We start from the raw sequence: 26,818 nt of genomic DNA on the forward strand, positions 1-26,818 counted from the left end.
CGCGGTCCCCGGCCCCCGGCCCTCCCCGGCGGAGGCCGGGACCGCGTCGTATCCCCGTACCCACATGCCCGATCCACCACTTTTCGGCCGATCTCGCGAGCGATCGGCCGAAAGGCATGCCTGAAACGTCCATCCGGCCCTCCGCCATAGGCCCGATATAGATCGCCGGGCCACGTTCGTGGGGACGCGATTCCGCAGCCGGCGGTGGCCGCTGACGACCCCCACGGACGATGGACGGAGAGGACTGGTCACACATGATGACCGAGAGGACCAACACCCAGCCGCTCAGCGGCACGGGCACCACTCATGCCCTGCGGCTCGACGCGATCACCAAGGTCTACGGCAGAAACGGTCGCGGCGTACGGGCCCTCGACGGTGTCACGGTGGGCATCGAACGCGGCTCCTTCACCGCCGTCATGGGGCCCTCGGGCTCCGGCAAGTCGACCTTCCTGCACTGCGCGGCCGGTCTCGACAAACCGACCTCCGGCCGCGCCTGGATCGGCGACACCGAACTCGCGGGCATGAACGAGACCCAGCTGACCAAGCTGCGCCGCAAGCGCGTCGGCTTCGTCTTCCAGGCCTTCAACCTCATTCCCTCGCTCTCCGTCCGGCAGAACGTGGAGCTGCCGCTGCGGCTCGCGGGCGGCAACCTCGACAAGCGCTGGCTGGAGGAGATCCTGCAGCGCGTCGGCCTCGGCGGGCGGGCGAGCCACCGGCCCGCCGAACTCTCCGGCGGCCAGCAGCAGCGCGTGGCGATCGCGCGCGCCCTCATCACCCAGCCCGACGTCATCTTCGGCGACGAGCCGACCGGCGCCCTCGACACCGTCACCGCCAGGGAGATCCTCTCCCTGCTGCGGTCCTGCGTGGACGAGACCGGCCAGACCGTCGTCATGGTCACCCACGACCCGATGGCCGCCTCGTACGCGGACACCGTGCTCTTCCTCGCCGACGGCCGGCTCGTCGACCGTATGCACAACCCGACCGCGGACCGCGTCGCCGACCGGATGACGCACCTGGGAGCGTGGGCCTGATGCTGCGCTACGCCTTCCAGACCCTCAGGGCCCGCAAAGGAGGGTTCATCGGCGCGTTCCTGGCGCTGATGTGCGCCGCGGCGCTGGTCACCGCGTGCGGCATCCTCCTGGAGACCGGTCTGCGCGGCACCATCGGCACCGAGCGGTACGCGGCCGCACCCGTGATCGTCGGCGGCGACCAGAACGTCCACCAGACCACCGTCAAGCACAAGAAGGGCAAGACCAAGGTCAAGCACAAGGCGAAGCCGCTCGCCGAGCGCGTCTGGCTGCCCGCCGACACCGTCGGCAAGCTCTCCGGGCTGCCCGGCGCCCGGTCCGTCGTCCCCGAAGTGACCTTCCCCGCCTACGCGGTGAGCCCCAAGGGCCAGGTCGTGCCGGGCGTCGACGACAAGGCGTCGTACGGGCACGCCTGGAGCTCGGCCGTCCTGACCCCGTTCAAGCTGGTCTCCGGCAGCGCGCCGAGCTCCGCCGGTGACGTCGTCGTCGACCGCGAACTCGCGAGCCGCACCGGTCTCAAGCCCGGCGCCACCCTCACCGTCCAGTCCACCGACGCGCCACGCACCTACCGGGTCACCGGCGTCGCGGCACCCGCCGACGGCGATCTCAAGCAGCAGTCCTCGCTGTTCTTCTCCGACGACGAGGCAAAGCGGCTGTCCGGGCGCGACGGCGCGGTCTCCGTGATCGGCGTGCTGCCCAAGCCGGGCGTGTCCACGAGCGAACTCGCCGGCCAGGTCCGCAAGGCGCTGGACGGCACCACCGCGCAGGTGGCGACCGGCGGCGACCGCGGCCCGGTCGAGTTCCTGGACGCGGCCAAGGCGCGGGTCAAGCTGGTCTCCATGGGCGGCGCGATCGGCGGCACCTCGCTGCTCGTCGCGATCCTCGTGGTCGTCGGCACCTTCGCCCTGTCCATCCAGCAGCGCTACCGCGAACTCGCCCTGCTGCGCGCGATCGCCGCCACTCCCAAGCAGGTACGGCAGCTGATCGGCCGCGAGGCGCTCATCGTCGGGCTGCTCGCGGGCGTGCTCGGCTCGGTCGCCGGACTGCCGATCGCGTACTGGCTGCACCGCAAGTTCGTCGACTTCAAGGCGATCCCGGAGACCCTGCAGGTCACGTACAGCGTGTTCCCGTTCTTCGCCGCGATCGGCGCCGCTCTGCTGGGCGCCTGGGCCGCGGCCCGGATCTCCGCTCGCCGCACCGCCCGGATCCGCCCCGCCGAGGCGCTCGCCGAGTCCGCCATGGAGTCGCGGAACTTCGGCTGGGGACGGTTCCTCGCCGGTGCGCTCACCCTGGCGGGCGGGATCGTGCTGCTCGCCGTGCTGAGCGTGCTGAAGACCGAGCCCGCCTCCACACCGGTGACCTTCCTGTCGGTCGTCGTGCTGTCGGTCGCGGTCTCACTGCTCGGCCCGCTCATCGCCCGGATCGCGGTCGCCGTCCTCGGGGTGCCGCTGCGCGCCTCCCGGGTGGCCGGCCACCTCGCCACCGCCAACGTGCGCGCCAACACCAAGCGGATGGCCTCCGCCATCACCCCGCTGGCGCTGCTCATCGGCATGGCCTGCACGGTGTTCTTCGTCCAGACCACGATGGGCGACGCCGCCTCCGCACAGGCCAAGGACGGCAACAAGGCGAACTGGGTGGTCGCCTCGGCCGGCCCGGGTGTGCCCGAGCAGGCCGCGCAGGCGCTCGGCCGGGTGCCCGGGGTCACGGCCGTCACCGAGGTCGTACGGACCAACGTCCGCGTCGGCCTCGACAAGTTCCCGGCGCAGGGCCTGTCCCCGGACGGGCTGCGCGAGAACTGGGACCCGGACGTCACCAAGGGCTCCCTGGCCGGGTTCGGCGACAACAGTGTGGCGCTGAGCGAGATCGCCTCCGACACCCTGGACAAGAAGCCCGGCGACAGCCTCAAGCTCACCCTCGGCGACGGCACCGTGGTCACCCTCAAGGTGGCCGCCGTCTACTCCCGGGGTCTGGGCTTCGGCGACCTGACCATGTCGCACGCGCTCGCCGTACAGCACGTCGACAATCCGCTCGCCTCCTCCGTCCTGGTCAGGACGGCCGGCGACGGCAAGGCCGGGCGCGAGCAGCTCCAGGCCTCCGTGGCCAAGTTCCCCGGCGTCGGGGTCCTCGACCGCGGTCAGGTCGAGGATCTGCAGGCCGAGGTGCAGCAGTCCAACGCCGAGGTGAACTACGTCGCGATGGGCCTGATCATCGCGTTCACCGCGATCGCCGTCGTCAACACGCTCGCCATGTCGGTCTCCGACCGCTCCCGCGAGTTCGCGCTGCTGCGGCTGGTGGGCACCACACGCCGCCAGGTCATGGGCATGCTGCGCATCGAGTCGGTGGTCGTCGTGCTCATCGCCGCCGCGCTCGGCAGCGGTATCGCGCTCGCCGTGCTCACCGCGTTCAGCGTGGGCATGACGGGCACGGCGGCACCGTCCGTGGACCCCTGGATGTATCTGGGCGTCCTCGCCTTCGCCGGGACGCTCGCGCTGCTGGCGACCGTGGTGCCGGGCCGGCTGGCCCTGCAGGGACAGCCGGCGGACGTCATCGGCTCCCGTCAGTGACGCACACGCCGTCCGGACCACGGCTGAAGGGCCGGCCCGTGGGGGCCGGCCCTTCGGCCGTGCGTCCTTGTGCGGCCGCTGCGGTCAGTTGAGCACCGGGCCGCCGTCCATCCGGTCCACCCGGCTGCGGCGGTTGTCCAGGTGCGCGTACACCCGCTCCAGCCAGCGGTCCGCGCCGTCGTAGCGCGGAGTGAAGGAGGTACGGCCGTGCACCGCGACCCGGTTGTCGACGACGGCGAGGTCACCCACCCGCAGCCGGTGCGCCGTCATCGTCTCCACGAAGGCCTCCCGCAGCTCGGCCATCGCGTTCTTCGCCGTGTCGTCCAGCGGATGCGTCGCGGCGAAGTCGACCAGGACATTGGGGTCTTCGAGGTCGCCCAGGAGCACCGGGTGCGCCGAACGGACACTGTTGAGGGTGCCGAACGACGGCGGCGGCTCGGTGAGGAACCGCGGCTCCGCCAGCACCTGCCGGGTCGCCTCGGAGAGCAGCGGCAGCGCCCGCCGGATGGACGAGGTGCACAGCCGGGCGTCCCCGGTGGGGTCCTCCCGCAGGCACACCAGGCCCACATAATCCGGCCGGTTGTCGTGAAACGCATTCTCGACGTGCAATTCGAGAAGTACGGATCCCGCGTTGCTCTGCGATTCCTCCCGGCCCGGCACCGGCACCACATTCTGCACCAGGGCACCGCCCTTCTCGCTGCGGAATGCGATCACCTCACCGAGTTGCAGCATCATCGAGGTGATGACCGAGGCGGCGGTGGTCGGAACGCGCTCGACGGAATTCGGCACGCACGGCGTGGGCGGCAGCGGACGCTCCGCCACCACCGGCAGATCGCGCACCAGCAGCACCCCGTCCCGGCCCGGGTCGTGCCGGAACGCACGCAGCGTGGCCAGCACTTTCCGGGGCAGCAGCGAGGAGACCTCAAGCGCGTCCGCCAGCCACTGGGGGGAGTCGACAAGCGGGTGCCCAGGACCGGTCAGCCGACCGGTCAGTGCGACCGTTTCCGCCCTTTCCCGCTCGGTGAGTTCATGCCCCGCGATGTCGGATCCGGCATGCGTGCGCGGCGCTTCGGGAGCGAGGGTCTGTATCTGAGCCATAGGAGAGATTCCTCGGGTAGTCGGACGTTTCCCGAGCAAGTCTCGGAGCACGTCCTATTGCCGCCCTATGGAAGACCGGTATAGGGCGGCAATAGTGCCTGCGGAGGATTCTGGAGGAACGGTAAGTACGTTGGCGCGCTGCGGCGGACAAGGAGGCGAGGGCATGGGGTTGTCGCGTGATGGCATGGTGTCCCCCCGCGACCAGGGACAGGACCGGGAGGGCCGGGCGCACGACGGCAGGGGTCAGGTCCGTGACGGGGCGGTGGCCGTCGCCGATCGGCTGGTCGCGCACGGCGAGGCACATGTGTGGTGGTGGCGTACGCCCGAACGCGTCGACCCCCAGGACCTGCGACTGCTGGGCACCGAGGAGTTCCGGCGCGCCCTCGGCATGCTCGCCGAGCGGGACGCCGCCGAGTTCGTGCACACCAGGGCCGGCGCCCGCCGCGCCCTGGGCGAACTCCTCGGCATCACCCCCGACACCGTGGACCTGGGCCGCCGCCGCTGCCCCGGCTGCGGCGCGGACAGCCACGGCCCGCCGCTGCTTCTGCGCCCCTCACTCCCGTTCGCGATCAGCCTGAGCCGCACCGAGGGCTGGGGCGTCTTCGCCGTCGGGGCGGGGCACTCCATCGGCGTGGACGCGGAGGCGCTGCGCCCGGTGCGCGACGCGCTCCTCACCGACTTCGTACTGACCCCCGACGAACAGCGGCACCTGTGCGCCCTCACACCGGGCGCGGTACGGCACGCGGCCTTCCACGGCGTCTGGACCCGCAAGGAGGCAGTGATCAAGGCGGTCGGTCTGGGCCTCACCGGCACCGAACTCGGCGGGAGCGGCGGCCTGGAAACCCGCCCCGACAGCGCGGGCCCGGTCCGTGTCACCCATCGAGGGCCGCGGCGCGACACCGACTGGACGGTCCAGGACCTGCCCCTGTCGCCCCGCCTGGCCGTGTCCCTCGCCCGCCCGGTCGGCCCCGCCTCCCGCGGCCGCGTCCATCTGCACCCACCGACTCGCTGAACGCCCGACGGGGGCGCACGCCCCGAAGGGCCCGACTCCCGTTCCCCGAAAGGACATCGCCCGCCATGATCACGGATTCCCTCGTGCCCGCGGCTCCGCGCGGCACCCGCACGGCCGTCACCGAGCCCGCTCCCCCCGCGCCCTCCGCGGTGCCTTCCCCGGTGTCTTCCCCCGTGTCTTCTTCCCTGTCCTCTCTCGTGTCCCCTCGCGCGCTCTCTCCCGCCGAGCTGACCGCGTACTTCGCCGCCCTCGCCGAGGCCGTGGAACGCATGGACCCGGGCCCGACCGCCCCCGGCGGCTGGGAGGCACGGGAGCGGCTGCGCTTCTCCGCCTGGGTGCGCCAGGTGTACGAGCACCCGCTGTCGCCCGCCGTGTTCGCGCACCCGGAGGGCAGGTTCGCACGCGCCGCGCAGACCGCCCAGGCGGCCGAACTCGGCCTGCGCATGGACGTGTCCGGCAACGGCACCCGCCCCGCCCGGCCCTCCGCGCACGTCCGTGCCTCCGCCGCCGTCGGCGCGGTCTGGTCGGTCGCCGCGCAGGCGCTCGCCCAGTCACCGCGCCCGCCCCGGGAGCGGGTGGTCTCCGACGCCTGGACGGTCGCCCGGGAGATCATCGCGCCGGGGCTGCCGATGCCGGGACGGCCACCGGCGCGGGCGCGGGGAGCCTGGTGAGGACGGCGACGGAGGCGGAGACGGCGGCGGCGGACGCGCCCGGAGTGCCCGACGTACACCGTGCGCTCACCCCACCCGTGCGGCGGCCGGCTCGGGACGCGCGAGCGTCGCGGCGAGCAGCCGTACGAGCTCGTGGTACCGGTACAGCGGCCGCCCACGGTCGTCGAGCCCGGACAGGTCGAGCAGCGCGGCGTCGACGAGCGACTCCAGCGCGTTCTCGGCGCCGTCCGGCGGCACCCCGAGCCGCGCCGCCGCCTGCTGCGCGGTGAACGCCCCGAACCCGGGGTCGGCCTCCGTGCCCGCCAGCGCGGTCAGCGTCGCCCGCTCGGCCGGACCGAGCTGCTCCACCGAGGTGAGCAGGGTCCGGCGCAGGTCCAGTTCGCCGAAGGACAGCTCGCCGAGCCGGGCGGCGGGGTCGGCGAGCCGGACCGCGAGCCGGGCGGCGGCCCAGTGCGGGCGGGCGGCGAGCCGGGCACCGGCGATGGCCAGCGCGAGCGGCAGCCCGGCGCAGTACGCCGCCAGGTCGTCGGCCGCGTCCGGGTCCTCGACGAGGCGCTGCCGCCCGGCCCTGGCGGCCAGCAGTTCCAGCGACGCCGTGTCGTCGAGCAGCGGCAGGGCGAGCGTGTCGCTCCCGGACACCCAGGCCAGCCGGGACCGGCTGGTGACGACCACGGCCGAGGGTCCGGCCGGCAGCAGTGGTCCGAGCTGCCGGTCCCCGCGGACGTTGTCCAGCACCACCAGCAGCCGCTGATCGGCCGTCCGGGTCCGGTACAGCCGTACGAGCTCGTCGAGATCCCGCACCGGCAGGTCGCCGTCGCTCTCGCCGAGGGCGCGCAGCAGCTGGGCGAGGACGGCGTGCGGAGTCTTCGGCGCGCCGTCGGGACCGCACAGTTCGATGAAGAGCAGCCCGTCGGGGAACCACTCCCTGCTCTCGGCCGCGGCCCGCACCGCCAGCGCGGTCTTGCCGATGCCGGCCATGCCGGTGACGAGGATCCGCCGCTGTCCGGCACCTTCCCGCCCAAGACGCCCCCGCAGCGTCTCGAGCTCGACCTCCCGGCCCACGAACTCCCCGTCGGCGGCGGGCAGCATGGCGGGCACGGGCCGCTGTCCGCCCCGTACCGCTCCCTGTCCGTGCCCGCGCCCGTTCCCGTGTCCGGGCCCGTGCCCATGGCTCTGCCCGTGCCGGAGCCCCAACTCGCCGCCGAGCACGGCCTGGTAGGTGGAACCGAGCGCCTCACCGGGATCGATCCCGAGCTGCTCGGCGAGCACCTTGCGCCCCTCGTAGTACGTGTGCAGCGCGTCGGCCTGCCGACCGCACCGGTAGAGGGCGGTCATCAACTGCGCCCGAAGCCGCTCCCGCACCGGGAACTCGGCGACGAGGCCGGTGAGTTCGGCCGTCACCTGCTCGTGCCGCCCCAGCTCCAGATCGGCCTCGATCCGGGACTCCAGGGCGAGCATGCGCTCCTCCTCCAGCGGCGCGAGCTCCGCGTCGAGCATGTGCTCGGTGACGTTCGCGAGCGCGGCCCCGCGCCACATCCGCAGCGCCGCCCACAGCGACTCCGAGGCGTCCTCGAAGCGCCGCTCGCCGAGCGCCCGCCGCCCGTCCCGCTCAAGCCGCCGGAACTCGACGAGGTCGACCACGGCACCGGGCGCCCGCAGCACGTACCCCGGCGGCTGCCGCAGGATCTCCACTTCGGCGCCCAACTGCTTGCGCAGCCGGGACATGTACGTATAAATCTGGGCACTCGCCGTGGCCGGCGGTTCCCACCCCCACAGCAGTGAACTGAGCCGTGTGTCCGACACGACCCGGTCCTGCGCCAGCAGCATCGCGGCAAGCACCGTATGCATCTTGGAACCGGAGAGGGCCACCCGCTCGCCCCCTCGTACAGCCTCCACCGAGCCCAGGATTCGAAACTCCATGGTGCACCCCCTTCTGGTGCGGCCATCCCTACAGTTCACGAAGTTAGAGGGGGGTGTTATTCATGGGTTATCGCCGCATGAGGCGCCGGACACGGCCGAGGGCCGACGGGGGAGGGAAGCGTGCCATGGGCGGCTCGGAACAGGAACAGGAACAGGAACGAGAACGGGAACGGGAACGGGCGGGTACGGGGCCGATCAGTCCCGAACGGATGATCGCGGAGGCGCGGAAGGCGTTCTTCGTGATGTTCGGGCTGCTGGCGGCCGTCTGGCTGGTGCAGCTCGCCAACTATGCCGACCACTACGCGCTCTCACGGGAGTACGGCGTGACCGCCGGCGACATCGGCACGCTGCCCGACATCCTCGCCGCGCCCTTCCTGCACTGGAACTGGGCACACCTGGAGAGCAACTCGGGACCGCTGTTCGTCTTCGGGTTCCTCGCCGCCTACCGAGGGGTGGTCCGCTTCCTGGGGCTGAGCCTGCTGGTCGCGGTGACCAGTGGGCTCACGGTCTGGTTCCTCGAACGGGGCGACGTGGAAACGGTCGGCGCCAGCGGCCTGATCTTCGGGTACTTCGGCTATGTCGTGGTACGCGGACTCTTCGACCGGCATCTGATCGACACGCTGATCGGTGTCGTCATGGCGGCCTCCTTCGCCTATCTGCTCACCGTGGCCGTGCCGGGGACGCCGGGGGTGAGCTGGCTGGGACACCTCGGTGGCCTGATCGGCGGCCTGCTCGGTGCCTGGCTCTTCCGGGACCGGCGCCCGCGGACCGACGCACCCCCACGCTCCGGCGGCGGCACCGGGCCGACCACTCGCGGCGCCCTTCGACCGCGCTCCGACAACCCGCGCGCCGACCTGCACAAGGAACTCGGCGACCTGGGACTGCTCTAGCCCGCGTGATCCACCCGCGGCCGTGTCCGAGTCGATCGTCCGCCCGTCGGGCGGACCAGGCCGGTCGGCAGCCCGGGTCACCGTCCTCGGTCGAGGCCGGAGATCTCTGAATCGGGACGGGCCAGGCTGTTTCGCGGCAGATGACAGGTCGCACGTAGAGCATCCATCTTCTCCGCGTCGGTGGTCTCGGCCGCAGCCGTATACGTGATGATCCTGAGGTCGGTGCCGGCAGGCATCAGGACATCGACGTCGAGGGCGATGTCACCCACCAGTGGATGCTCGATGGTCTTGCGGTCGCCGACATAGGGACCGGCAGTGCCGTGGAACCACAGACGGGCGAAGCGCCGGTCGGTTCGAAGCATGCGTTCGACGAGTGAGGCAAGACGTACATCATGGGGATGGGCGGCCGCTGTCACCCGCAGGTCGGCAACGAGGTCCTCCTCCTGCGCTTCGTTGCCTTTCCATGACCAAACGGGCCATGCCGTCACCGGATCCCGTTCTCGGCTGCCGCTCGGCTGGAACATCCCGGCAACGAGATTGCGCTCGTCCCAACCGTACGCACGGGGATCGCCGACCGCGGCCGCCCACATCTTGTTCCAGCCGATGATGGTCCAGTCGGCAGCGAAGACCCCGGCGGGAATCTCTCCTAACTGCTGTACCAGTCGCTGCACACTCATGGGTATGTGCCTGGAGACGTTCCCGACGGTGGGTGGTGCAAGGTGGGCGCAGCGAAACAGATGGTCACGCTCGGACGGGTTGAGACGCAGTGCTCTGGCCAGGGCGGTGACCACTTGCGCCGAGGGATTGCGAGCGCGGCCCTGTTCCAGCCGCACCACATAGTCGACCGATATGCCTGCTAAACGGGCCAGTTCTTCGCGGCGCAGTCCAGGGATGCGCCGCTCCCCGCCGGCCTCCAGCCCGCTGTCCTGCGGTGACATACGTTCACGCCAGCCGCGCAGAGTCATGCCGAAGTGATTCATCGTTGCCATGCGGGTCATCGTCGACCAGATGCCGCGGACGACACGAAGCTTTCTGTTGCCGGATCACGGATTCGTTACACAGAGTCGAGTTCTGGCCGCCGGTGTCGGGTTACGGCGCGCCGGCCGACAGAGCGTCGCCGGACGCGTCGGGGGTGGCGGCCCAGTGCGCCCGGGAAAGGTGCGGTACTTGAGGCCGGACCTGCAGTTCGACGTGGACGTCGTGCTCGGCGGCGCGGGCCGCCAACCGTGCGGCGTCGTCCAGCAGGATCTCGTGCGAGCCGCCCTCCTTTCGGGGCCGGCGTGGGATCGACAGCGGCTTCGCCGACCGCGCTGTCGCCGGACACGGTCAGGTCGGTCCCAGGGGAGCAGACCGCGGCCGACGAGGGGTGGGGCAGGCCCGCGTCTTGGGCGGCGACGAGCGTCGCGACGGCGAGGCCGTCACCCGCGCACTCGCCGCAGCGGGCCGGGCGGAGGTGACGTGGGTCATCGAATCGTCCAGACCTGGTTGTCCCAGCTGTTGTCGCAGCCCCAAAGAACCACCACCGTTCCGCTCGTGCCCCCGAAAATGGTGACGCATTTCTGTGACTGATCAGCCACCAGTGCCGTACCGGAGAAGTGGAATTGCTGGCTGGAGTTGCCGCTGCACCCGGTCAGTTGGATCTCGGTCCGGTCAGCGCTCGACCCTCCGGCCACGGTCATGCATTTCCCCGATGACCGGAGGGTCCCATCCGATCCGATGAGCCATCGCTGCGCCGCGGAGCCGTCACACGTCGCCTGGACCAGCTGTATCCCCTCGGTCCCGGCGCCGCCGCTCAGGCACTTCCCTGTGGCGGGGACCACCAGGGTATGGCTGGCCGGGACGACCGATGAGCCGGATCCGTTGTTCGTGGACGTGTTCTCGTCTCCGGAATCCGTGCCGGGATCCTCTTCCTCTTGTCCGGCCTTGGGCGTCGTCCCCTGCGATGGGGTGTGCGCCGCCGCCGACGTGACGCTGGAACTCGTAGAGCTCGACGGTGAGGAGGAGGAAGAGGAAGAGGAGACGGAAGAGGCTGTCGGCGTGTCCGCGGACTGCGACGTCGTGGTGCCGTCGGCGGGGAGCGGGCCGGTCGACACCGTGGCGTTGCTGGTGTTCTTCTCCGTCGTCGTGTTGACCAGCAACGCGATCGTGATCACTACCGCCGTGGCGACCACTGCGGCAAGCACGACCAGCTTCTTCGAATGGCCCGTTCGGCCGGAGGGCCGCCGCGCCTGCGGGGCGGTCTCGGTCGTGGCCGACTGCGGGCGTTCCGCTGCCGGGTCGGCAGCGGATGCCTCGCGTGTTCTGTGCCCCGAGTTCGGTTCCGGCTCCGCGTTCGGTTCCGGCTTCGCCTCAGCCGGAGCCGGAGCCGGAGCCTCAGCTTCAGCCTCAGCCGGAGCCTCAGCTGGAACCGGAGCCTCAGCGTCGGCCTCAGCAGGAACCGGAGCCGCAGCCGCAGCGTCGGCGGCCGCCGCACGGGCGGCGGGCGGAGTGGTGGAGTGGCCCACTCGGCGTATGCGTCGCGGGTCGACGTCCACTGTCCGCAAGAGGTGCTCGGCGTCCTCGGCCGATATTCGGTCGGCCGGGTTGCCGGTGAGCAGACCCTGGATCAGCGGGGTCAGCGGCCCGGCGCCGCGCACCTCGGGAGCCGACTCCATGGCAATGGCGTACATCGTCTCCGCCACCGTGTCCCGGAGGAACGGCGAGCGGCCCTCGACCGCCTGGAAGAGCGTTGCACCCAGCGCCCACAGGTCGGCCTCCGGACCCGGCTTGGCGCCGACCAGGCGCTCGGGGGCCATGAAGTCGACCGACCCCACCAACTGGCCGGTGCGGGTGAGAGCCGAGGTCTCGGCGGCCTGGGCGATGCCGAAGTCGGTGAGGACCACCCGGCCGTCCTCGGCGAGCAGCACATTGGCCGGCTTCACGTCCCGGTGCAGAATCCCGGCCCGATGCGCCGCCCGCAACGCGGCGATCACGCCACGGCCGATCCTGGCGACCTCTTCGGGCGGGACCGGGCCGTGCGCCGCGATCAGGTCACTGAGGGTGGTGGACGGCACGTACTCCATGACGATGAGGGGCAGGCCCTCGTCGTCCACGACATCGTGGACGACAACGACATTGGGGTGGCTGATCCTGGCGGTGCTGCGGGCCTCGCGGCGGGTGCGCTCGAAGAGGGTGGCGAGGTCGGCGGCGTCGAGATGCGGCTGGGGATGGAGCTTCTTGACCGCGACCTGGCGGGCGAGGAGATTGTCGTGCGCGCGCCACACGGTGGCCATGCCGCCTCGGCCGATACGGTCGAGGACGCGGTATCGGCCGGCGATCAGCCGTCCTTCATCGGACACCGTGGTTTCCTTTCCTCTGCTTCAGGGCCGATCCGGCCGGCGGCGCCACGGGGCTCCTCTGGCCGGCCACACGCCCAACTGCCCCTCGCTCAGCGCTTGTTGAGGAGCGCCCTGCCAGTCGAAGGGGGCGATCGTACTTATGCCAGGTGACGCCCTCGCACCGATGTCCCTCATTGATGTCGCTCATCGAAGGGGGCCTACGAGGAGAGCGGCGAGTCCCCGGAGGCCGGGTGGATGCCGAGAGAGCGGAGCACGGCTGGAGCGGTTCGCCGGCCGGCGCCGGGTTCGGCGTCATCGGCCCGCGGTCGGGCCCGGAAGCGGCCCCTGTCCAAGGCACGCCGGGCCCGAGTGCCGCGCGCAGGGCGACTCCAGGACTGTTGATCGGTTCCATGAGGAGCGGGGCCGCCATTGGGGGGGTCTGTGTTCGATCGGTCAGGACCCGGATTCGGTTAGACAACGGCTTCTGACTGTCTCCGGTTCGGGGTCTGCGGCGCTGCGGGCCCGGCCACGAGCAGGGCGGCGCCGCCATCTCACGTCATGAAGGTCCGACGACCGTGGTCAACGACCTCGCCGGAGCCTTCGCGTGCCCGATCATCCTCCAAGGAACACGGCAGCCGCCAGTCGCGCGGGTAGGAACAGCAGTACCACCCGCGGCGGACCTGGTGGACGTCCTGCTGCGCACCAGCGACGAGTTCGCCCGCTTGTGGGAGCGCCACGAGGTGGGCCTGCGGTGGAGCGAGACCAAACGATTCGTCCATCCCCAGGTCGGACAGCTGGACCTCTACTGCCAACTTCTGCTGGAGCCGGACCAGGGCCAGTCGCTGCTCATCTTCACCACCACCCCGGGCACGGAGAGCCACGAGAAACTCGCCCTGCTCACCGTGCTGGGCACCGACCATTTCGCCGCCGACACCCGGTGACGACACCCGGTGACGCCACCCGCGGCGTCGGCGAAACCCGCTCGGAACGGATCCGACTGACCGACTGACCAACTGATCAGCAGCTGATCAAGAGTGCTCGGCGGGCAGCCGGAGGGTGAACACCGACCCGGCGCCGGGGGTGCTGCGCACGGTGGCCGTGCCGCCGTGCGCCTCGACGAGTTGGCGGACGATGGCCAGCCCGAGGCCGCTGCCGCCGGTCTGCCGGTTCCGTGAGCGTTCGGCCCGCCAGAAGCGGTCGAAGACCATCGGCAGGTCCTCCGGCGCGATACCGGTACCCGTGTCGGCGACCTCGATCACGACGTCCTCCCCGGCACGCTCGGCGCGCAGGGTGACGCCACCCCCGGCCGGAGTGTGCCGCAAGGAGTTGGACAGCAGGTTCGCCACCGCCTGCCGCAGCCGTATCGGGTCGGCGGTCAGGGCCGGGTCCCCTTCGGCACGGACCTCCAGCCGGACATCGGCCGCGTCCGCGCGGGCCCGGTGGGCGTCCGCGACATGGTCGAGCAGGTCGCGTACGTACACGGGCTCCGGGTGCAGCCGCAGGGCACCGGCGTCGGCGGCCGCGAGGTCCTGGAGGTCGTCGATGATGTGCTGGAGCTGGAGGGCCTCCGCCAGCAGGGACGCCATGAACGCCCGGTCGGACACGGCGATGCCGTCCTCCGCGGCCTCCAGCCAGCCGCGGATGTTGCTCAGCGGGGTGCGCAGCTCATGGGCGACATCGCTGACCAGCGCCTTGCGCTGCTCCTCGATGAGGGCCCGGCGCTCGGACAGGTCGTTGAGCGCGGCGGCGAGATAGCCGATCTCGTCGCGGGTGGTGACCGGGACCCGCACCTGGCCGTCCGCCGGGTGCAGCGCCGCCTCGGCCAGCGCCCGCAGGGGCCGTACGAGCTGGGTGCCGACCAGTACCGTCACCGACACGGTGAGCAGCAGCACCAGCCCGGCGACTCCCGCGATACGCGCGGTGTTGGCGGGGGACAGGGCGAACACCGTGCGGGTCGGCCCGCTGGGCGGGTCGGTGAGGAACAGCAGCGCCGGCGGAGCGACGTAGGCCGTCAGCTGCTCACGGCGGGCGGAGTCCACGCAGGTCTGCGCGGTCGGCGAGGTGGTCACGGCCGCGAAGTCGGGCCCGATCGCCACCTCGTGCAGGCCCTGGCGCTCCAAGCAGCCCTCGGCCAGCGCGTACAACCGGTCGAAGGCCTTCTGCTCGGTGGGGGTCGGCTGGTCGAGCAGGGCAACGCTGCAGATCTGGGAGCCCTTGGTGGAGAAGACGTTGCCGCCGCCGATGACGGCGTACGGATGGCCGCTCGGCCGGTGGTCGATCCGCGCGGCGAGCCCGGTGGCCCGCAGACAGCCCAGGATCTTCCCGCTCACCTTGTCCAGGCGGCGGCGTTCCGCGGCGGTCGGCCGGTACGGGCCGACGGCGCGTGAGTCGATCCGGTCGTCCGTGGCATGGCGGTCCAGCGCCGCGTCGACGTGCAAGGGGTTCACCACGGCCGACTCCCGGACGGGCAGTGCGGCGTCCGGGCCGGACCGGGCGATGGTCCGGGTACGGTCCTCGGTGGTCAGGGTGAGGTCGCGCCCGGTGCGCCGCGCCAGGTCCCGTACCGTCCGGTCCACGCCGTCCCAGCCGGGGTGCGTGGCCGCGTATCCCACCAGGGTGTCGTAGACCGTGCCGTCGTCGGTGAGGACCTGGCCCTGTTCCTGGCGGATGGCACGGGCGGTGGTCCGGGCGGCGAGCCAGGCCGTGGCCGCGACCGAGCAGACGGCGATCAGCACGGAGGCGGCCAGCAGCCGCACCAGCAGGCTGCGGTGCGGTCGCACCCGCCGTACGTCGGCGCCCGCGACGGCGGGTCCGTCAGGGTCGCGCATCGCCGGGGTCCTCGGCGGGCCGGCCGTCGGTCAGCTTGTATCCGATGCCGAACACGGTCAGCAGACGTTCCGGCCGCCGAGGATCGGGTTCGATCTTCTTGCGGAGGTTCAACACATGTACGTCCACCGTGCGTTCGGTGATGTAACGGTCGAACCCGTGCAGGTGGGCGAGCAGTTGACGGCGGGTGAAGACCCGTTCCGGCTGCTCCGCCATGGCGGCGAGGATCCGGAACTCGCCCGGAGTGCAGTCCACCGGCAGGCCGTCGACCCGCACCTCGTGGCGTACGGGATCCACGGCCAGGGCGCCGACGTGCAGGGCGGATCCGGCCGCCGTGGCACTCCGCCCGACGCGGCGCAGCAGCGTGCGGATCCGTGCCATCAGCTCCCGTGGACTGTAGGGCTTGGTCAGGTAGTCGTCGGCGCCGAGGTCCAGACCGAGCAGCAGATCCTCCTCGGCGGACCGCGCGGTCAGCATCAGCACCGCGAGGTCGTCGGTCTCGCGGCGCAGCACCCGGCACACGTCCAGACCGTCCACGACGGGCATCATCACGTCGAGCACGAGCAGGTCGGGCCGCAGCCGCCGGGCCTCGTCGATGGCCGCACGCCCGTCGTGGACGATGGTGGCGGTGTGGCCCTCGCGCTCCAGGTAACGGCGGATCACCTCGGCCTGTCCGGCATCGTCCTCGGCCACCAGGACATGTGCGCACATGCTGCGGACCCTACGGCCCCCGAAACCGTCCGAACAGGAATCTGATGACGGTCTGACAGGATCTTCATACCGTTGCGTGACCGTACCGGGCATGTCGAACAGCATCCCGCGACGTACGGCAGGCGCCACGGCCGTCCTCTCTCTTCCGCTCTCCCTCCCCCTCCTGCTCTGTCTGCTCACCGCCTGCGGCTCGGGTTCCGACGGCGCGAAGGCCCCGGGCGGCGACCAGGTGGCCTCGATCAGCACCCCGACAGCGCCAGGCGGCGCGAAGGGCACGGCATCGGCCGGATCACCGTCCTCGGAGTCCGCGGAGTCCTCGGAGTCCTCGGAGTCCTCGGGCTCCTCCGAATCCGGCGTGCAGATGCGCCTGGACATGACCGACGCCGAACAGACCGCCATCGGCCAGGCCTACACACACTGTCTGAAGGACCAGGGCGTGCCGTACGGCACCAAGCCCTGGCCGGGGCACGATCAGGAGTGGGTCGCTCCCAAGTACGGGGCCGACAAGTATCCCGACGCCTACAAGGCCTGCGCTTCGAAGAAGCCGATCCAGCCCCCGGAGACGGACCCGGCGAAGAACCCGCACTACGTGGACGACTTCCGCGCCTGGGTGCAGTGCATGAACCGGAAGGGGCTGAAGGTCGAGGCGCTGTCCGACGGCAGCGGCTGGAACTTCGCCGAGCACCCGGGTTCGGTCCTGCCCGACAGCGCCAAGGCGGTCAAGGTCGAGCGCGACTGCAAGCTGGAGGCGTTCGGTGGCGAGAAGTGACGCCCCCGATGCCTCCGATGCCCCCGACGTCCCTGACTCCCGTCGCCGTACGGTCGTCACAGCCGTCGTCGCGGTGACCGCCGTGGCGGCGGCCACCCTGGGAGTGATCGGCTGGCACGGCCACGACGCGAAGCGATCCGGGGCCGCCACGGGGGACGCGCCGCTGCGGACCACGGCGGTGCAGCGCACCGACCTGTCCGACGCGCAGACGCTTCCCGGCACGCTCGGCCACGGCGCGGCCCGTGCCGTCAAGGGCACCGGGGACGGCGTGGTCACCTGGCTGCCCGCCATCGGCGTCACGGTGACCCGGGGTCATCCGCTGTACCGGGTGGACGACCGGCCCGTACCGCTCTTCTACGGGACCACACCGCTGTTCCGCACCCTGGACACCAGGGGTGCGGTCGGCCGCGACGTGAAGGTCGTCGCCGACAACCTCGTACGCCTCGGCTACGACATCGGAGCCCAGCCGGCGCCCGGTACGTGGGTCGCGCAGCACACCGCCCCGGGCGCCGCCGAACCGGGCGCGAACCCTGATTCGGGCGCGAGTCCGGACCCGGGCGCGAGTCCGGACCCGAGCGGGGGTCCGGACCCGAGCGGGAGTCCGGACCCGAGCGGGAGTCCGGCCGTGTCGGCCACCACGAGTGCGGCTGCGGCTGCGGCTGTGACGGCGACCGCGGCTCCGGTCCGGGTCAGAAGCGGCGACGGAGTGCTCACCGCCTCCCTCCTCGCCGCCGTCAAGCGGTGGCAGAGCCACGCCGGGCTGCCCCCGACCGGAGTTCTCGGCCCCGGTGACGTGGCGGTGCTGTCCGGCGCGGTGCGGATCGCCTCCGTACAGGCCCAGCCGGGTGACCCGGTCGCCGGGCCGCTGGTGTCGGTCACGACCACCGGCAAGAGGGTCACCGTGCAGTTCGACCCCACCGACGTCGGCTCGGTCCGGCCCGGCGGCCCGGTGACCGTGACCCTGCCGGACCGGTCCACGGTGCGCGGCACGGTCGTGAGCGTCGGGACCGTCGTCCAGGGCGGATCGGGGGACGGTGGCGAGGGCGACGACGCGACGCGGCTGACCGTGACCGTCTCCCTGAGCGACACCCCCGCGGTACGCCGTCTGGACGCGGCCCCCGTCGAGGTGGCGTTCGCCGCGCGCACCCGCAAGGGCGTGCTCGCCGTCCCCGTGGGCGCGCTGCTGGCGCTGAGCGGCGGCGGTTACGCCGTACAACTGCCCGACGGCCGGCTGATCGCCGTACGGACCGGGCTGTTCGCCAAGGGCATGGTGGAGATCACCGGCACCGGCCTGCGGGCGGACCTGAAGGTGGTGACGGCGTCGTGAACCCGACGCCCGTCCTCGCCGTGCGCGGCGCGAGCATGGAGTACGCGGGTGGCGTACGAGCCCTTGACGACGTGTCGCTGGCCGTCGAGCCCGGCGAACTGCTCGGCATCGTCGGCCCCTCCGGCTCCGGCAAGTCCACCCTGCTCAACATCATGGGCACCCTGGACCGCCCGACCAGCGGGGTCGTGGAGATCGGCGGCCAGGATGTCACCCTGCTGTCCGACCGGGTGCTGTCCGCCCTGCGCGGCCGTCAACTGGGCTTCGTCTTCCAGCAGTTCCACCTCACCGACGGGCTCTCCGCCTGGGAGAACGTGGCCACCGGGCTGCTGTACGCCGGTGTGCCGCGCCGACGCCGCCGCCCGCTGGCCCTGGACGCCCTGGCCAGGGTGGGCCTCGCCCACCGCACCCGCCACCCGCCGCACCAGCTGTCCGGCGGCGAACGACAGCGGGTCGCCATCGCCCGCGCCCTGGTGAACCACCCGGCGCTGGTGCTCGCCGACGAGCCCACCGGCGCGCTGGACACCGCGACCGGCGGCGCCGTCCTGGACCTGCTGACCGCGCTGAACGACGAGGGGACGACGATCGCGATCATCACGCACGACCGGGACATCGCGGCCCGGCTGCCCCGCCGGGTCGAACTGCGCGACGGCCGGGTGGTCTCCGACACGGCGGTGGTCTCCGACCCGGCGGTGGCGGCCGGCGACGGGGGGCCGACGTGAGCGACACGACGGACTCCTCGCGAAGCGACGCGACCGATTCCTTGCGAGGCGATACGCCCGACTCCTCGCGAAGCGACACGGCCGACTCCCCGCGCGGCCGACCGGTGCGGCTGGCGCCGCTCGATCTGCTCGGTCTCGGTCTGCTCGGCATCCGTACGCGCACGACACGCGCCGTACTGTCCGCGCTGGGCATCTCCATCGGGATCGCCACGTTGATCGTCGTCATCGGCATTCCGGCGTCGAGCCAACGCGACCTGATGGAGCGGCTGTCCGCGCTGGGCACCAACATGCTGCGGGCCGAGCCGGTCCCGGACCAGAAACCGCCGGTGCTCCTCCCGGAGACCTCGGTGGGCATGGTGGCGCGCATCGGCCCGGTCACCGTGGCCGGCGCCGTCGCCAACACGCATGTCGCCGTCCACCGTTCGGACCGGGTCGACGCGGGCGACTACTCCGGGCTCGCCGTCCTGGCCACCCGCTCCAACCTGCTGACGGCCATCAACGGCACGGTCCGTTCGGGCCGCTTCCTCGGACCGTCCACCGAGAACTTCCCGACCGCCGTCCTCGGCTCGGTCGCCGCGACGCGGCTCGGCATCGCCCGGCTGGTTCCGGGACAACCGACACCGCAGATCTATGTCGGCAACCGCTGGTTCACCGTCATCGGCGTCCTCGCACCGACCCCGCTCTCCGCCGACATCGACCGCTCGGTACTGGTCGGCTGGGGAGCCGCCCGCGACCAGCTGAAGTTCGACGGCCACCCCACGGTGATCTATCTCAAGGCCCGCGAGGACGCCATCGAGGCCGTACGGGACGTCCTGCCCGCCACGATCTATCCACAGGTACCGGGGCTCGTGCAGGTCAGCCGCCCGTCGGACGCCCTGGCCGCCAAACGTGCCACGCAGGCCACGTTCTCCGCGCTCTTCCTGGGACTGGCGGGAGTCGCCCTGCTGGTCGGCGGCATCGGAGTCGCCAACACGATGGTCGTCTCCGTACTCGAACGCCGCCGCGAGATCGGCCTGCACCGCGCGCTGGGCGCCAGCCGCCGCCAGATCCGCGGCCAGTTCCTCACCGAGTCCGTGGTGCTGTCCGCCCTGGGCGGCCTGGCCGGCACCATGATCGGAGTCCTGGCGACGGTCGGCTACGCGCGGTGGCAGGGCTGGCCCCCCGTCGTGCCGCTGCCCGCCGTGGCGGCCGGCTTCGGCGGCGCGATCCTGATCGGCATGGCGGCCGGCCTCTACCCGTCCCTGCGCGCGGCCCGGCTGACCCCGACGGAGGCACTGGCCACGATCTGACGGGGGCCGGCGCCTCCGTCGGGGCGGCTCTGCTGCCGGGCCGGGCGACCCCCTCGGCAGGCAATTCGCACGAAACGGACTTACGGTCGAGCAGGGGGCGCCACTGATCCTCGTCACGACATCAAGCACGACATCAAGCAGGACATCAAGCACGACATCAAGCAGGAGACGATTCGCCATGGCCACAGCATCTGAAACCCCGGTACTCGACACCCTCGCCGCGATGACGGTCGACTCCGTCGAGCGGTGCGGGCTGACCCAGGACACGTTCATGCTCACCCGCATCGCGGCCCTCGCCGCCTCGGACGCTCCGCCGATCTCGTACGTCGCCCACATCGACCCCGCCCTCCAGGCCGGCCTGACCGCCGAGCAGTTGCAGGACGTCCTGGTCGCCATCGCCCCCATCGTGGGCACGGCCCGTGTCATGACGGCAGCGGGCAACATCGCCAAAGCACTCGGCATCACGATCGCGGTCGCCGACGCCGAAGCCGAGGGCCGAGTCTGAGGATCGCGGAGCCACCATGACCCCCCGGAGAAGTGGAGCGGCGGCCGCCGCCCTCGTCGCTGTGACCGTCGCTCTCGCCCCCACGGCACAGGCCGACTCCACCGCCACCCCCGCTGCCACCCCGTCCGAACCCTGCTCGTCCGGCTGGGTGTGCGGCTGGACCGATCCCGGCTACACGGGTGTGGTGAGCCTTGTCTCGCAGGACATGCGGTGGTATCCGGAGACGACCGCCTACGTCGGTTTCAACGGCGGCCTCTCGGTGTGGAACAGCGCCGCCACCTGGCGCGCGGGCGGCCATCTCTGGGGCCGGTGCGTCACCGTGTACAACAAGGCCGACTACGCGGGCCGGAGCCTGACCGTCCGGCCGAATCAGGGCATCCCGCGCCTCCCGGCGTCGTTCGGGAACATCCACTCCAACCGGTTCCACTCCTGCCGCCTGTCCTGAGCGCGGCCCGCAGACCCTCTGCCGTAGCCGGCGGGGAACCATGGCGGGGCCGGGACAGCAGGACCGTCCCGGCCCCGCCAGGCATCTCGCGACAGCCTCATGACCTGGGGTTTCGCTGCGGGCGGCCGGTGGTTTGTCACATTTTCCGCTCCCCGACGGTCAATGGGGTGAACACGTTGAGCGTTGAGCTCTGCGCGTCGAGCGGATGGAGAGGCAGGCCATCTTGGACGTCTACGAGGCGGTCGCGAGTCGACGGGCGGTACGCGGATTCACCGACCGGCAGGTCCCGAGGGAGGTGCTGGAGCGCGTACTCTCCGCGGCGGCCCGGTCACCGTCAGGATCCAACATCCAGCCGTGGCACTCCTACGTGCTGACCGGCGGGCCACTGGCCGAGCTCAAGAAGCGCGCCGGCGAGCGCGTGACAGCGGGCGACCCCTGGGACGAGCGGGAGTACGAGATGTACCCGCCCGGCCTGAAGTCCCCGTACCACGAACGCCGGTCCGCCTTCGCCGCACAGCGCTACGGCGCACTCGGCATCGCGCGCGAGGACATCGAGGGGCGCCAGCGGACCGCCGCCGCGAACTGGGACTGTTTCGGCGCGCCCGTCGCCCTGTTCTGCTACATCGACCGCGACATGGGCCCGGCCCAGTGGTCCGACGTCGGCATGTATCTGCAGACCGTCATGCTGCTGCTCCGCGCCGAAGGACTGCACAGCTGCCCGCAGATGGCGTGGTCGGTGTACCGCAGGACCGTCGCGGAGATCCTGTCACCCCCGGACGGCCTCATCCTCTTCTGCGGCATGTCGATCGGTTTCGAGGACGTCACGGTGGGCCACGCCCGCACGGACCGCGCACCGCTCGACGAGACGGTCACGTTCGTCGGGGACCAGGACGAGTCGGAGGCCGGCCGGCAGGATCCCTGCTCGTACTGACGTGCTGGCGTGCTGGCGTGCTGACGTACTGACGTGCTGACGTGAGTCCGAGGAACCGTCAGCCACCGGACGCGACGGCGGCGCCGGACTCACACGTCGATGAGGACCTTGCCCACCGCTCCCTTCTCGACCGCGATGTGCGCGTCCGCGGTGCGTTCCAGCGGGAAGCGGTGCAGCGGCAGGCCCGCCTCCTCGCCCACGCGCAGCGCCCCGTCGGCGAGGGCGGCGGTGATGGCGGCGACGGCGTCCCGCTTGGCCTCGCCCGGCATCGTGTACACGAGCACGCCCTGGAAGCGCAGGTTGCCGAAGAAGGTCCGGCGGGGCAGTGTCACCTCGCCGCCGTCGTCGTAGTACGCGACGGCGCCGTTCTGGGCGGTCACCGAGACGTCGAGCTCCGCGTTCGCCGCCATGGCGACCTCCACGACGATGTCGACACCGTCCGGGGCCACCCGGCGGATCGCCGCCGCCGCGTCCTCGGCCTTGTAGTCGACGACGTGGTGCGCGCCGGCGGCCTCGGCCAGGCGCGCCTTGAACGGGCTGCTGACGGTGGCCACCACGGTCGCCCCCGCCCAGCGCGCCAGCTGGATCGCCATGTTGCCGACCGCGCCCGCGCCACCGGCGACCAGCACCGTACGGCCGCGCAGCGCACCGGGGCCGAGCCGGGCCGGGTCGCCGTCCCGCACGGTGAGGGCGCGGTGGGCCGTCATCGCGGGGATCGGGATGCTCGCGCCGAGGTCGAAGGAGGCGCTGTCGGGCAGCGGTACGGCCTGTTCCTGGGGGAGCACCGTGTACTCCTGCGCCGTGCCGTCCGGGCGCTGCCGGGCGGCCTCCCAGATCCAGACGCGCTGACCGTTCCTGGCCGGGTCGACACCCTCTCCGACCGCGTCGATCACTCCGGCGCCGTCCTGGTTGGGCACCTGCTCGCCCTCGCCCTGCGGCCCCGCGGTGCGCGACTTCCAGTCCGTCGGGTTCACCCCGGACACCTCGACCCGTACCCGCACCTCGCCCGGCCCCGGCTCCGGCAGCGGACGCTCGGCAAGGCGCAGCACCTCGGGGCCGCCGCCTTCCGTGTACACGATTGCTCTCATGACCTGCACAAGCCCCGGCCGAGCCGGATTCTTCCCGGCCCGCACCTCGGGCCCACACCTCGGGCCCACGCCACCTCCGGGGAAGGGGAAGATGTCAGACAGGCCGAGGCACGATGCTCACCGCGCGGTAGTCGTAGCCGTCCTGTTTGAAGCCGGGGGCTTCCCACGTGAGGTCGACCTGTTGTCCGGGCGACAGCGTGCGGAAGCCGGCCGCCTGGATGTCGGAGAAGTGGCCGAAGCAGCCGCCGGGAGTCTCGGGCGAGTCGAGCACGCCCCACCCTTCCTCGTCGCTCCACTCGCGGACCGTCGCAGTCACCATGGGCGGAACCCTACGGGCTCCGTCCGCGCTGGGCGCCTACGAGGATCCCGCGGAGCGCCACCGCCCTCTGGGCGGGTCCGGAAGATCATGCGAGGGTTGGCCCATGACGGCACCAGAAGCCATGGTCGGGCGGTCGACGAGGTCGAGGGACTCGCGGTGGACGGGCTGCGGTGGCTGACTGACGCGGCGCGCGAAACCTCCGGAGGAGGCCTCGCCTGGCCGACAAGACCCTCGGACGACGAGCTCGACCCCATGCTCTACAGCGGTACGGCGGGAAACGTCCCCGTGCTCCTGGAGGCGTGGCGGCACTTCGGCGACGACTCCTACGCCGACGCCGCCCTGCGCGCGGGCCGCAGCCTCGCGGACTCCGTCGACGACTTCGACGACGACTCCCTCTACTTCGGCCGCACCGGAACGGCACTCGTCCTGCGGACACTTCACGAACAACTCGGCGACACGGCCGCCGGCGTCGCCGCCGACCGCGCGCTGGAACTCGTACGGTCACGCTTCGACGGGACCCGCTGGGGCGAGCTGTTCGAGCTGATGGGCGGCAACGCGGGGATCGGCCTCGGCGCCCTCCTGGCCGGCGACGCCGAACTGGCCGTCCTGGCCATGGAGCCGTATCTGCGGACGGCGGAGCAGACTCCGGCGGGCGTCCACTGGGCCCAGCGCACGGGTATCGACTCCCGTCTGCACCACATCTCGCACGGCACGCTCGGCATCGTCCGGGCGCTGGCCCGGGTCGGCGGGGCCACCGGCCGTGCGGACCTGGTCGAACTGGCGCTGGCCGGTGCCGCGGACGTCGTGGCGCGCGACGAAGCAGGGCCGGAGGGCTTCCTGGTCCCGCACTCCACCCCGCAGTACCGCCCCGATGTGATCGAGCCCATCAGCTACGGCTGGTGCCACGGCCCGGTCGGCGACGCCCAGGTCTTCCGGCTGCTGCGGGACATCACGGCCGATCCCGTCTGGCCCGCCTCGCCGACCGCTGCTGGCACACGGTCACCCGCTCCGGCCTGCCCCAGCGGCGGCACCCCGGCTTCTGGGACAACAACGGCCGCTGCTGCGGCACCGCGGGTGTCCTCGCCCTGGCCTGCGACCGGATCGCCGAACAGCAGGACCCGTACGACTTCGCCCACGTCCTCGTCGCCCGCGCGATCCGGGACAGCGACGGCGCCCGCTGGTCCAACGCCGAGCACCGGGCCACTCCGAGCGACCTCGAACCGTGCGTCGGCTGGGCGATGGGCAACGCGGGCATCGTCCGCGAACTCCTGCGCTTCGTACGGCTGAGCCGAGGGGGCGATCCCCGGTACGCGTTCGCCTGGCCGGACCAGCCCCCGGTGCCCGCTCAGCGGGGCCAAGCCCAAGGCCGTTGGCCGGCGGTCACCAGCACATGACCGACGCGTTCCCCGAACCCCACGTGGAGTACATCCGGACGCGGAGGACATACCGGCGCCCCTTGAAGAGTCTGACCTCGAAGCGGCCGTTGCGGTCCTCGCCGCTGTCGTCCTCACCGATGACGTATCGAAGGTTCTCACCGTCGACTTCCTCGAAGAGGACCATCAGCACATCGGCGTCCCCGAAGGTGCCGAACTGGTATTTCTGGCTCTTCTCCGGGATGACCTCGTAATCGGCCTGCTCTCCGGAACCGAGGCCGAGGACCGCCGACTCGAACGGCTTCAACTCGTCCATGTGAGGAGCCAGCGGCGGATACCACGTGCGCACGAACTCCTTGTCCTGCTGGGACAGTTCACGCGGGGAAGGAATGCCGTTCCGGTATTCTGCCGGCTGTTTGATCAGACCCGGTCCGAACCCGTAATGCATGATCGACTTCGAGTCCCAGTGCGAACCGGTCACCTGGTTCGTGGAGAGTTTGCGGATGATGTTGTGGTAAGTCGTCTCCGGTGGCCAGAAATTGGGCGCGCCGCCCATGTACTCGTACAGCTTCGGTTCGTCCCACTCGATGCCGGCGTACGGATTCTGGTGCTCATGGCAGAAACCGATCGAGTGCCCTATCTCGTGCCGGACCGTGGTCTTGCCGTGGGGTGACGTCGGATCCCATCCGAAGTTCATCGTGGCCTCGTCGACACTGATACCGAGGCAGTCCGTGCCGACGTACGACCAGGATCCGTCATTGGCGAAGGTGATCCGGATCTCCGATTCCGTAGGGTCGTCCTCGGGACGGAACCGCAATCCGATCCCGAGATCCTCCCACTCCTGGAAACCGTTGTGGACCTCGGCCAACCACGCCTTTTCCACGCCGTCGTCGGCGCCATCGAGGAAGCAGTACCGCAGATCGGTACCGTTCACCCACTTCGCCCCGTTGAGCAGTATCGCTCTGGTCCGGGGAAGGCTCAGATCCGGGCGCAGCGCGGGGATTCGCTGCGGAGGCTGAGCGCAGTACAGCTGAGCGTCTTTGTCCTGCTGAGCGACCACGGCGATGCTCCTGACTTCTGCGCGTAGAGGGGGCTCACACGTCCACGTTCACGCCACCGGGCCAGGCGTACGTGTCGTGCTGGCGCATGGTCACCGTCTTCCACGCGCCGGTCGAGCCGATACCCAGGCAGGATTCGAACGGGTAGAGATAGGTGTAGACGGGCCCGTAGCGGCCCTCCCACTTGCGCCCGTCGTCGGACTCGGCGTACCAGTAGAAGAACTGCTGATTGTTGGGTGCGATCAGTATCCGCTCGTAGGGCTTGATGCGCCACCAGCCTTTGGTCCGATAGTTCCCGTACTGCCCGCATGCCTGCGGGTCCCAGTACATTCCGACCACCTGGATCGTCGAGGAATGGCTGTTGCGGAAGTACGGCATGATCATGCTCCTTGCTGTCGGGACGCCTCTATGTGCTTGCGCCACCGTTCGGCGAGAGTGGTCTGCTGCACGTCTTCGACCGATACGACGGGAGGTCGCTGCACCGCCGTGGCATCGGTGTCACCGGCAGCCGGACCCTCGTTTTCATGGACCGTCGGGTCGAGCCCGCCCCGGGCGTCCTCCTCCGGTGCGTCCTGGAGCAGTTCGACAGCCGGCTCGAAGTTCTGCAGCGGTGCCGGGAATCCGGTCGGTTGATTATTGGACATGGCGAAACACCCCGTCGCTTTCTGGTGATGTCGGCATTCCCGAGACACGCCCGGGACGAGAGTGATGGACCGTTGAAAGGCCATTCCTGACCTGGTGAATGATCTCGGAACGTTCGACGGGTGATTCAGTCGGCGAATCCCGGTCGAACCGCTTCTCCCCTGCATTCCATGCTGCTCCAGCTTCCGCTGTCATGCATCCCGGGGAACCGCGTTCACCGCGGCAATTACAGGTAAGGCGGAGACAACACCGTCGCCCTTTTGAATCGGTGTCCGATGCGGTACCCGGCGCTGCGGCAGCGGCACCAGGACGTCCC

The 26,818-nt window shown here is 71.1% G+C and carries 25 protein-coding genes; 14 read left to right on the forward strand and 11 right to left on the reverse strand.

Features of this window, described 5'->3' with window-relative positions:
* Nucleotides 1-254: 254 nt before the first annotated feature.
* Entirely contained in the window at nucleotides 255-1,031 is a 777-nt protein-coding gene (locus tag RV986_RS30230) for an ABC transporter ATP-binding protein (protein WP_475920416.1), read from the forward strand.
* The gene (locus RV986_RS30235) at nucleotides 1,031-3,592 is read left to right on the forward strand and encodes an FtsX-like permease family protein (protein WP_475920417.1); all 2,562 of its coding nucleotides are present in this window, start codon (nucleotides 1,031-1,033) and stop codon (nucleotides 3,590-3,592) included. Before RV986_RS30230 ends, RV986_RS30235 begins: the two co-directional genes overlap by 1 nt.
* 84 nt (nucleotides 3,593-3,676) lie before the next feature.
* Here RV986_RS30235 and RV986_RS30240 read toward each other — a convergent pair whose 3' ends face one another.
* Nucleotides 3,677-4,690: a TauD/TfdA family dioxygenase gene (locus RV986_RS30240; RefSeq protein ID WP_475920418.1), complete on the reverse strand. Its 1,014-nt coding sequence runs from the start codon at nucleotides 4,688-4,690 to the stop codon at nucleotides 3,677-3,679.
* Between the two features lie 163 nt (nucleotides 4,691-4,853).
* Between RV986_RS30240 and RV986_RS30245 the strand changes: the two genes are divergently transcribed.
* Nucleotides 4,854-5,702: a 4'-phosphopantetheinyl transferase family protein gene (locus RV986_RS30245; protein ID WP_475920419.1), complete on the forward strand. Its 849-nt coding sequence runs from the start codon at nucleotides 4,854-4,856 to the stop codon at nucleotides 5,700-5,702.
* A gap of 65 nt (nucleotides 5,703-5,767) precedes the next feature.
* A complete protein-coding gene (locus RV986_RS30250; protein ID WP_475920420.1) occupies nucleotides 5,768-6,373 on the forward strand; it encodes a hypothetical protein in 606 nt (201 codons plus the stop codon).
* A 66-nt stretch (nucleotides 6,374-6,439) separates the two neighbouring features.
* Here the strand turns inward: RV986_RS30250 and RV986_RS30255 are convergent, their stop codons facing one another.
* Nucleotides 6,440-8,293, reverse strand: a complete 1,854-nt coding sequence (locus RV986_RS30255) for an AfsR/SARP family transcriptional regulator (protein ID WP_475920421.1) — start codon at nucleotides 8,291-8,293, stop codon at nucleotides 6,440-6,442.
* Between the two features lie 125 nt (nucleotides 8,294-8,418).
* Here RV986_RS30255 and RV986_RS30260 point away from each other — a divergent pair, with 125 nt between their 5' ends.
* Nucleotides 8,419-9,183: a rhomboid family intramembrane serine protease gene (locus RV986_RS30260; RefSeq protein ID WP_475920422.1), complete on the forward strand. Its 765-nt coding sequence runs from the start codon at nucleotides 8,419-8,421 to the stop codon at nucleotides 9,181-9,183.
* A 77-nt stretch (nucleotides 9,184-9,260) separates the two neighbouring features.
* Here the strand turns inward: RV986_RS30260 and RV986_RS30265 are convergent, their stop codons facing one another.
* Nucleotides 9,261-10,172, reverse strand: coding sequence for a helix-turn-helix transcriptional regulator (locus RV986_RS30265; protein ID WP_475920423.1), 912 nt, complete (start codon nucleotides 10,170-10,172; stop codon nucleotides 9,261-9,263).
* 474 nt (nucleotides 10,173-10,646) lie between these two features.
* Nucleotides 10,647-12,521, reverse strand: coding sequence for a serine/threonine protein kinase (locus tag RV986_RS30270; RefSeq protein ID WP_475920424.1), 1,875 nt, complete (start codon nucleotides 12,519-12,521; stop codon nucleotides 10,647-10,649).
* Nucleotides 12,522-13,075: 554 nt separating this feature from the next.
* On the opposite strand from RV986_RS30270, the gene RV986_RS30275 reads away from it, so the two are divergent.
* Nucleotides 13,076-13,441 carry an MmyB family transcriptional regulator gene (locus tag RV986_RS30275; protein WP_475920425.1) on the forward strand — a complete coding sequence of 122 codons (366 nt, stop codon included), beginning with the start codon at nucleotides 13,076-13,078 and terminating at the stop codon, nucleotides 13,439-13,441.
* Nucleotides 13,442-13,528: 87 nt separating this feature from the next.
* Here the strand turns inward: RV986_RS30275 and RV986_RS30280 are convergent, their stop codons facing one another.
* On the reverse strand, nucleotides 13,529-15,328 hold the full coding sequence (locus RV986_RS30280) for a sensor histidine kinase (RefSeq protein WP_475920426.1): 1,800 nt from the start codon (nucleotides 15,326-15,328) through the stop codon (nucleotides 13,529-13,531).
* Nucleotides 15,315-16,037, reverse strand: coding sequence for a response regulator transcription factor (locus RV986_RS30285; RefSeq protein WP_475920427.1), 723 nt, complete (start codon nucleotides 16,035-16,037; stop codon nucleotides 15,315-15,317). Before RV986_RS30285 ends, RV986_RS30280 begins: the two co-directional genes overlap by 14 nt.
* Before the next feature lie 91 nt (nucleotides 16,038-16,128).
* On the opposite strand from RV986_RS30285, the gene RV986_RS30290 reads away from it, so the two are divergent.
* From RV986_RS30290 to RV986_RS30320, 7 genes are all read left to right on the forward strand, one after another.
* On the forward strand, nucleotides 16,129-16,806 hold the full coding sequence (locus RV986_RS30290; protein WP_475920428.1) for a hypothetical protein: 678 nt from the start codon (nucleotides 16,129-16,131) through the stop codon (nucleotides 16,804-16,806).
* Nucleotides 16,793-18,133: a peptidoglycan-binding protein gene (locus RV986_RS30295; protein WP_475920429.1), complete on the forward strand. Its 1,341-nt coding sequence runs from the start codon at nucleotides 16,793-16,795 to the stop codon at nucleotides 18,131-18,133. Before RV986_RS30290 ends, RV986_RS30295 begins: the two co-directional genes overlap by 14 nt.
* Nucleotides 18,130-18,852, forward strand: a complete 723-nt coding sequence (locus RV986_RS30300) for an ABC transporter ATP-binding protein (RefSeq protein ID WP_475920430.1) — start codon at nucleotides 18,130-18,132, stop codon at nucleotides 18,850-18,852. Before RV986_RS30295 ends, RV986_RS30300 begins: the two co-directional genes overlap by 4 nt.
* A 104-nt stretch (nucleotides 18,853-18,956) precedes the next feature.
* Nucleotides 18,957-20,141, forward strand: a complete 1,185-nt coding sequence (locus RV986_RS30305) for an ABC transporter permease (RefSeq protein WP_475924481.1) — start codon at nucleotides 18,957-18,959, stop codon at nucleotides 20,139-20,141.
* 178 nt (nucleotides 20,142-20,319) lie between these two features.
* The gene (locus RV986_RS30310) at nucleotides 20,320-20,646 is read left to right on the forward strand and encodes a carboxymuconolactone decarboxylase family protein (RefSeq protein ID WP_475920431.1); all 327 of its coding nucleotides are present in this window, start codon (nucleotides 20,320-20,322) and stop codon (nucleotides 20,644-20,646) included.
* A gap of 16 nt (nucleotides 20,647-20,662) precedes the next feature.
* Nucleotides 20,663-21,091, forward strand: coding sequence for a peptidase inhibitor family I36 protein (locus RV986_RS30315; RefSeq protein ID WP_475920432.1), 429 nt, complete (start codon nucleotides 20,663-20,665; stop codon nucleotides 21,089-21,091).
* A gap of 223 nt (nucleotides 21,092-21,314) precedes the next feature.
* Nucleotides 21,315-22,022: a nitroreductase gene (locus tag RV986_RS30320; RefSeq protein WP_475920433.1), complete on the forward strand. Its 708-nt coding sequence runs from the start codon at nucleotides 21,315-21,317 to the stop codon at nucleotides 22,020-22,022.
* 89 nt (nucleotides 22,023-22,111) lie between these two features.
* Here RV986_RS30320 and RV986_RS30325 read toward each other — a convergent pair whose 3' ends face one another.
* A complete protein-coding gene (locus RV986_RS30325; protein ID WP_475920434.1) occupies nucleotides 22,112-23,110 on the reverse strand; it encodes an NADPH:quinone reductase in 999 nt (332 codons plus the stop codon).
* Nucleotides 23,111-23,204: 94 nt separating this feature from the next.
* Nucleotides 23,205-23,429, reverse strand: a complete 225-nt coding sequence (locus RV986_RS30330) for a cold-shock protein (protein ID WP_475920435.1) — start codon at nucleotides 23,427-23,429, stop codon at nucleotides 23,205-23,207.
* A gap of 96 nt (nucleotides 23,430-23,525) precedes the next feature.
* On the opposite strand from RV986_RS30330, the gene RV986_RS30335 reads away from it, so the two are divergent.
* The gene (locus RV986_RS30335; protein ID WP_475920436.1) at nucleotides 23,526-24,716 is read left to right on the forward strand and encodes a lanthionine synthetase LanC family protein; all 1,191 of its coding nucleotides are present in this window, start codon (nucleotides 23,526-23,528) and stop codon (nucleotides 24,714-24,716) included.
* 93 nt (nucleotides 24,717-24,809) lie between these two features.
* On the opposite strand, the gene RV986_RS30340 is transcribed toward RV986_RS30335, so the two are convergent.
* The 3 genes from RV986_RS30340 to RV986_RS30350 are packed head-to-tail and all read right to left on the reverse strand — an operon-like array spanning nucleotide 24,810 to nucleotide 26,504.
* Complete coding sequence (locus tag RV986_RS30340) at nucleotides 24,810-25,862, reverse strand: M12 family metallopeptidase (protein WP_475920437.1); 1,053 nt, start codon at nucleotides 25,860-25,862, stop codon at nucleotides 24,810-24,812.
* 34 nt (nucleotides 25,863-25,896) lie between these two features.
* The gene (locus tag RV986_RS30345) at nucleotides 25,897-26,238 is read right to left on the reverse strand and encodes a hypothetical protein (protein ID WP_475920438.1); all 342 of its coding nucleotides are present in this window, start codon (nucleotides 26,236-26,238) and stop codon (nucleotides 25,897-25,899) included.
* A 2-nt stretch (nucleotides 26,239-26,240) separates the two neighbouring features.
* Nucleotides 26,241-26,504 (reverse strand): hypothetical protein, encoded by a 264-nt coding sequence (locus tag RV986_RS30350; protein WP_475920439.1) that lies wholly within the window; start codon nucleotides 26,502-26,504, stop codon nucleotides 26,241-26,243.
* Nucleotides 26,505-26,818: the final 314 nt, after the last annotated feature.

This window comes from Streptomyces sp. RLA012 (assembly GCF_056270325.1).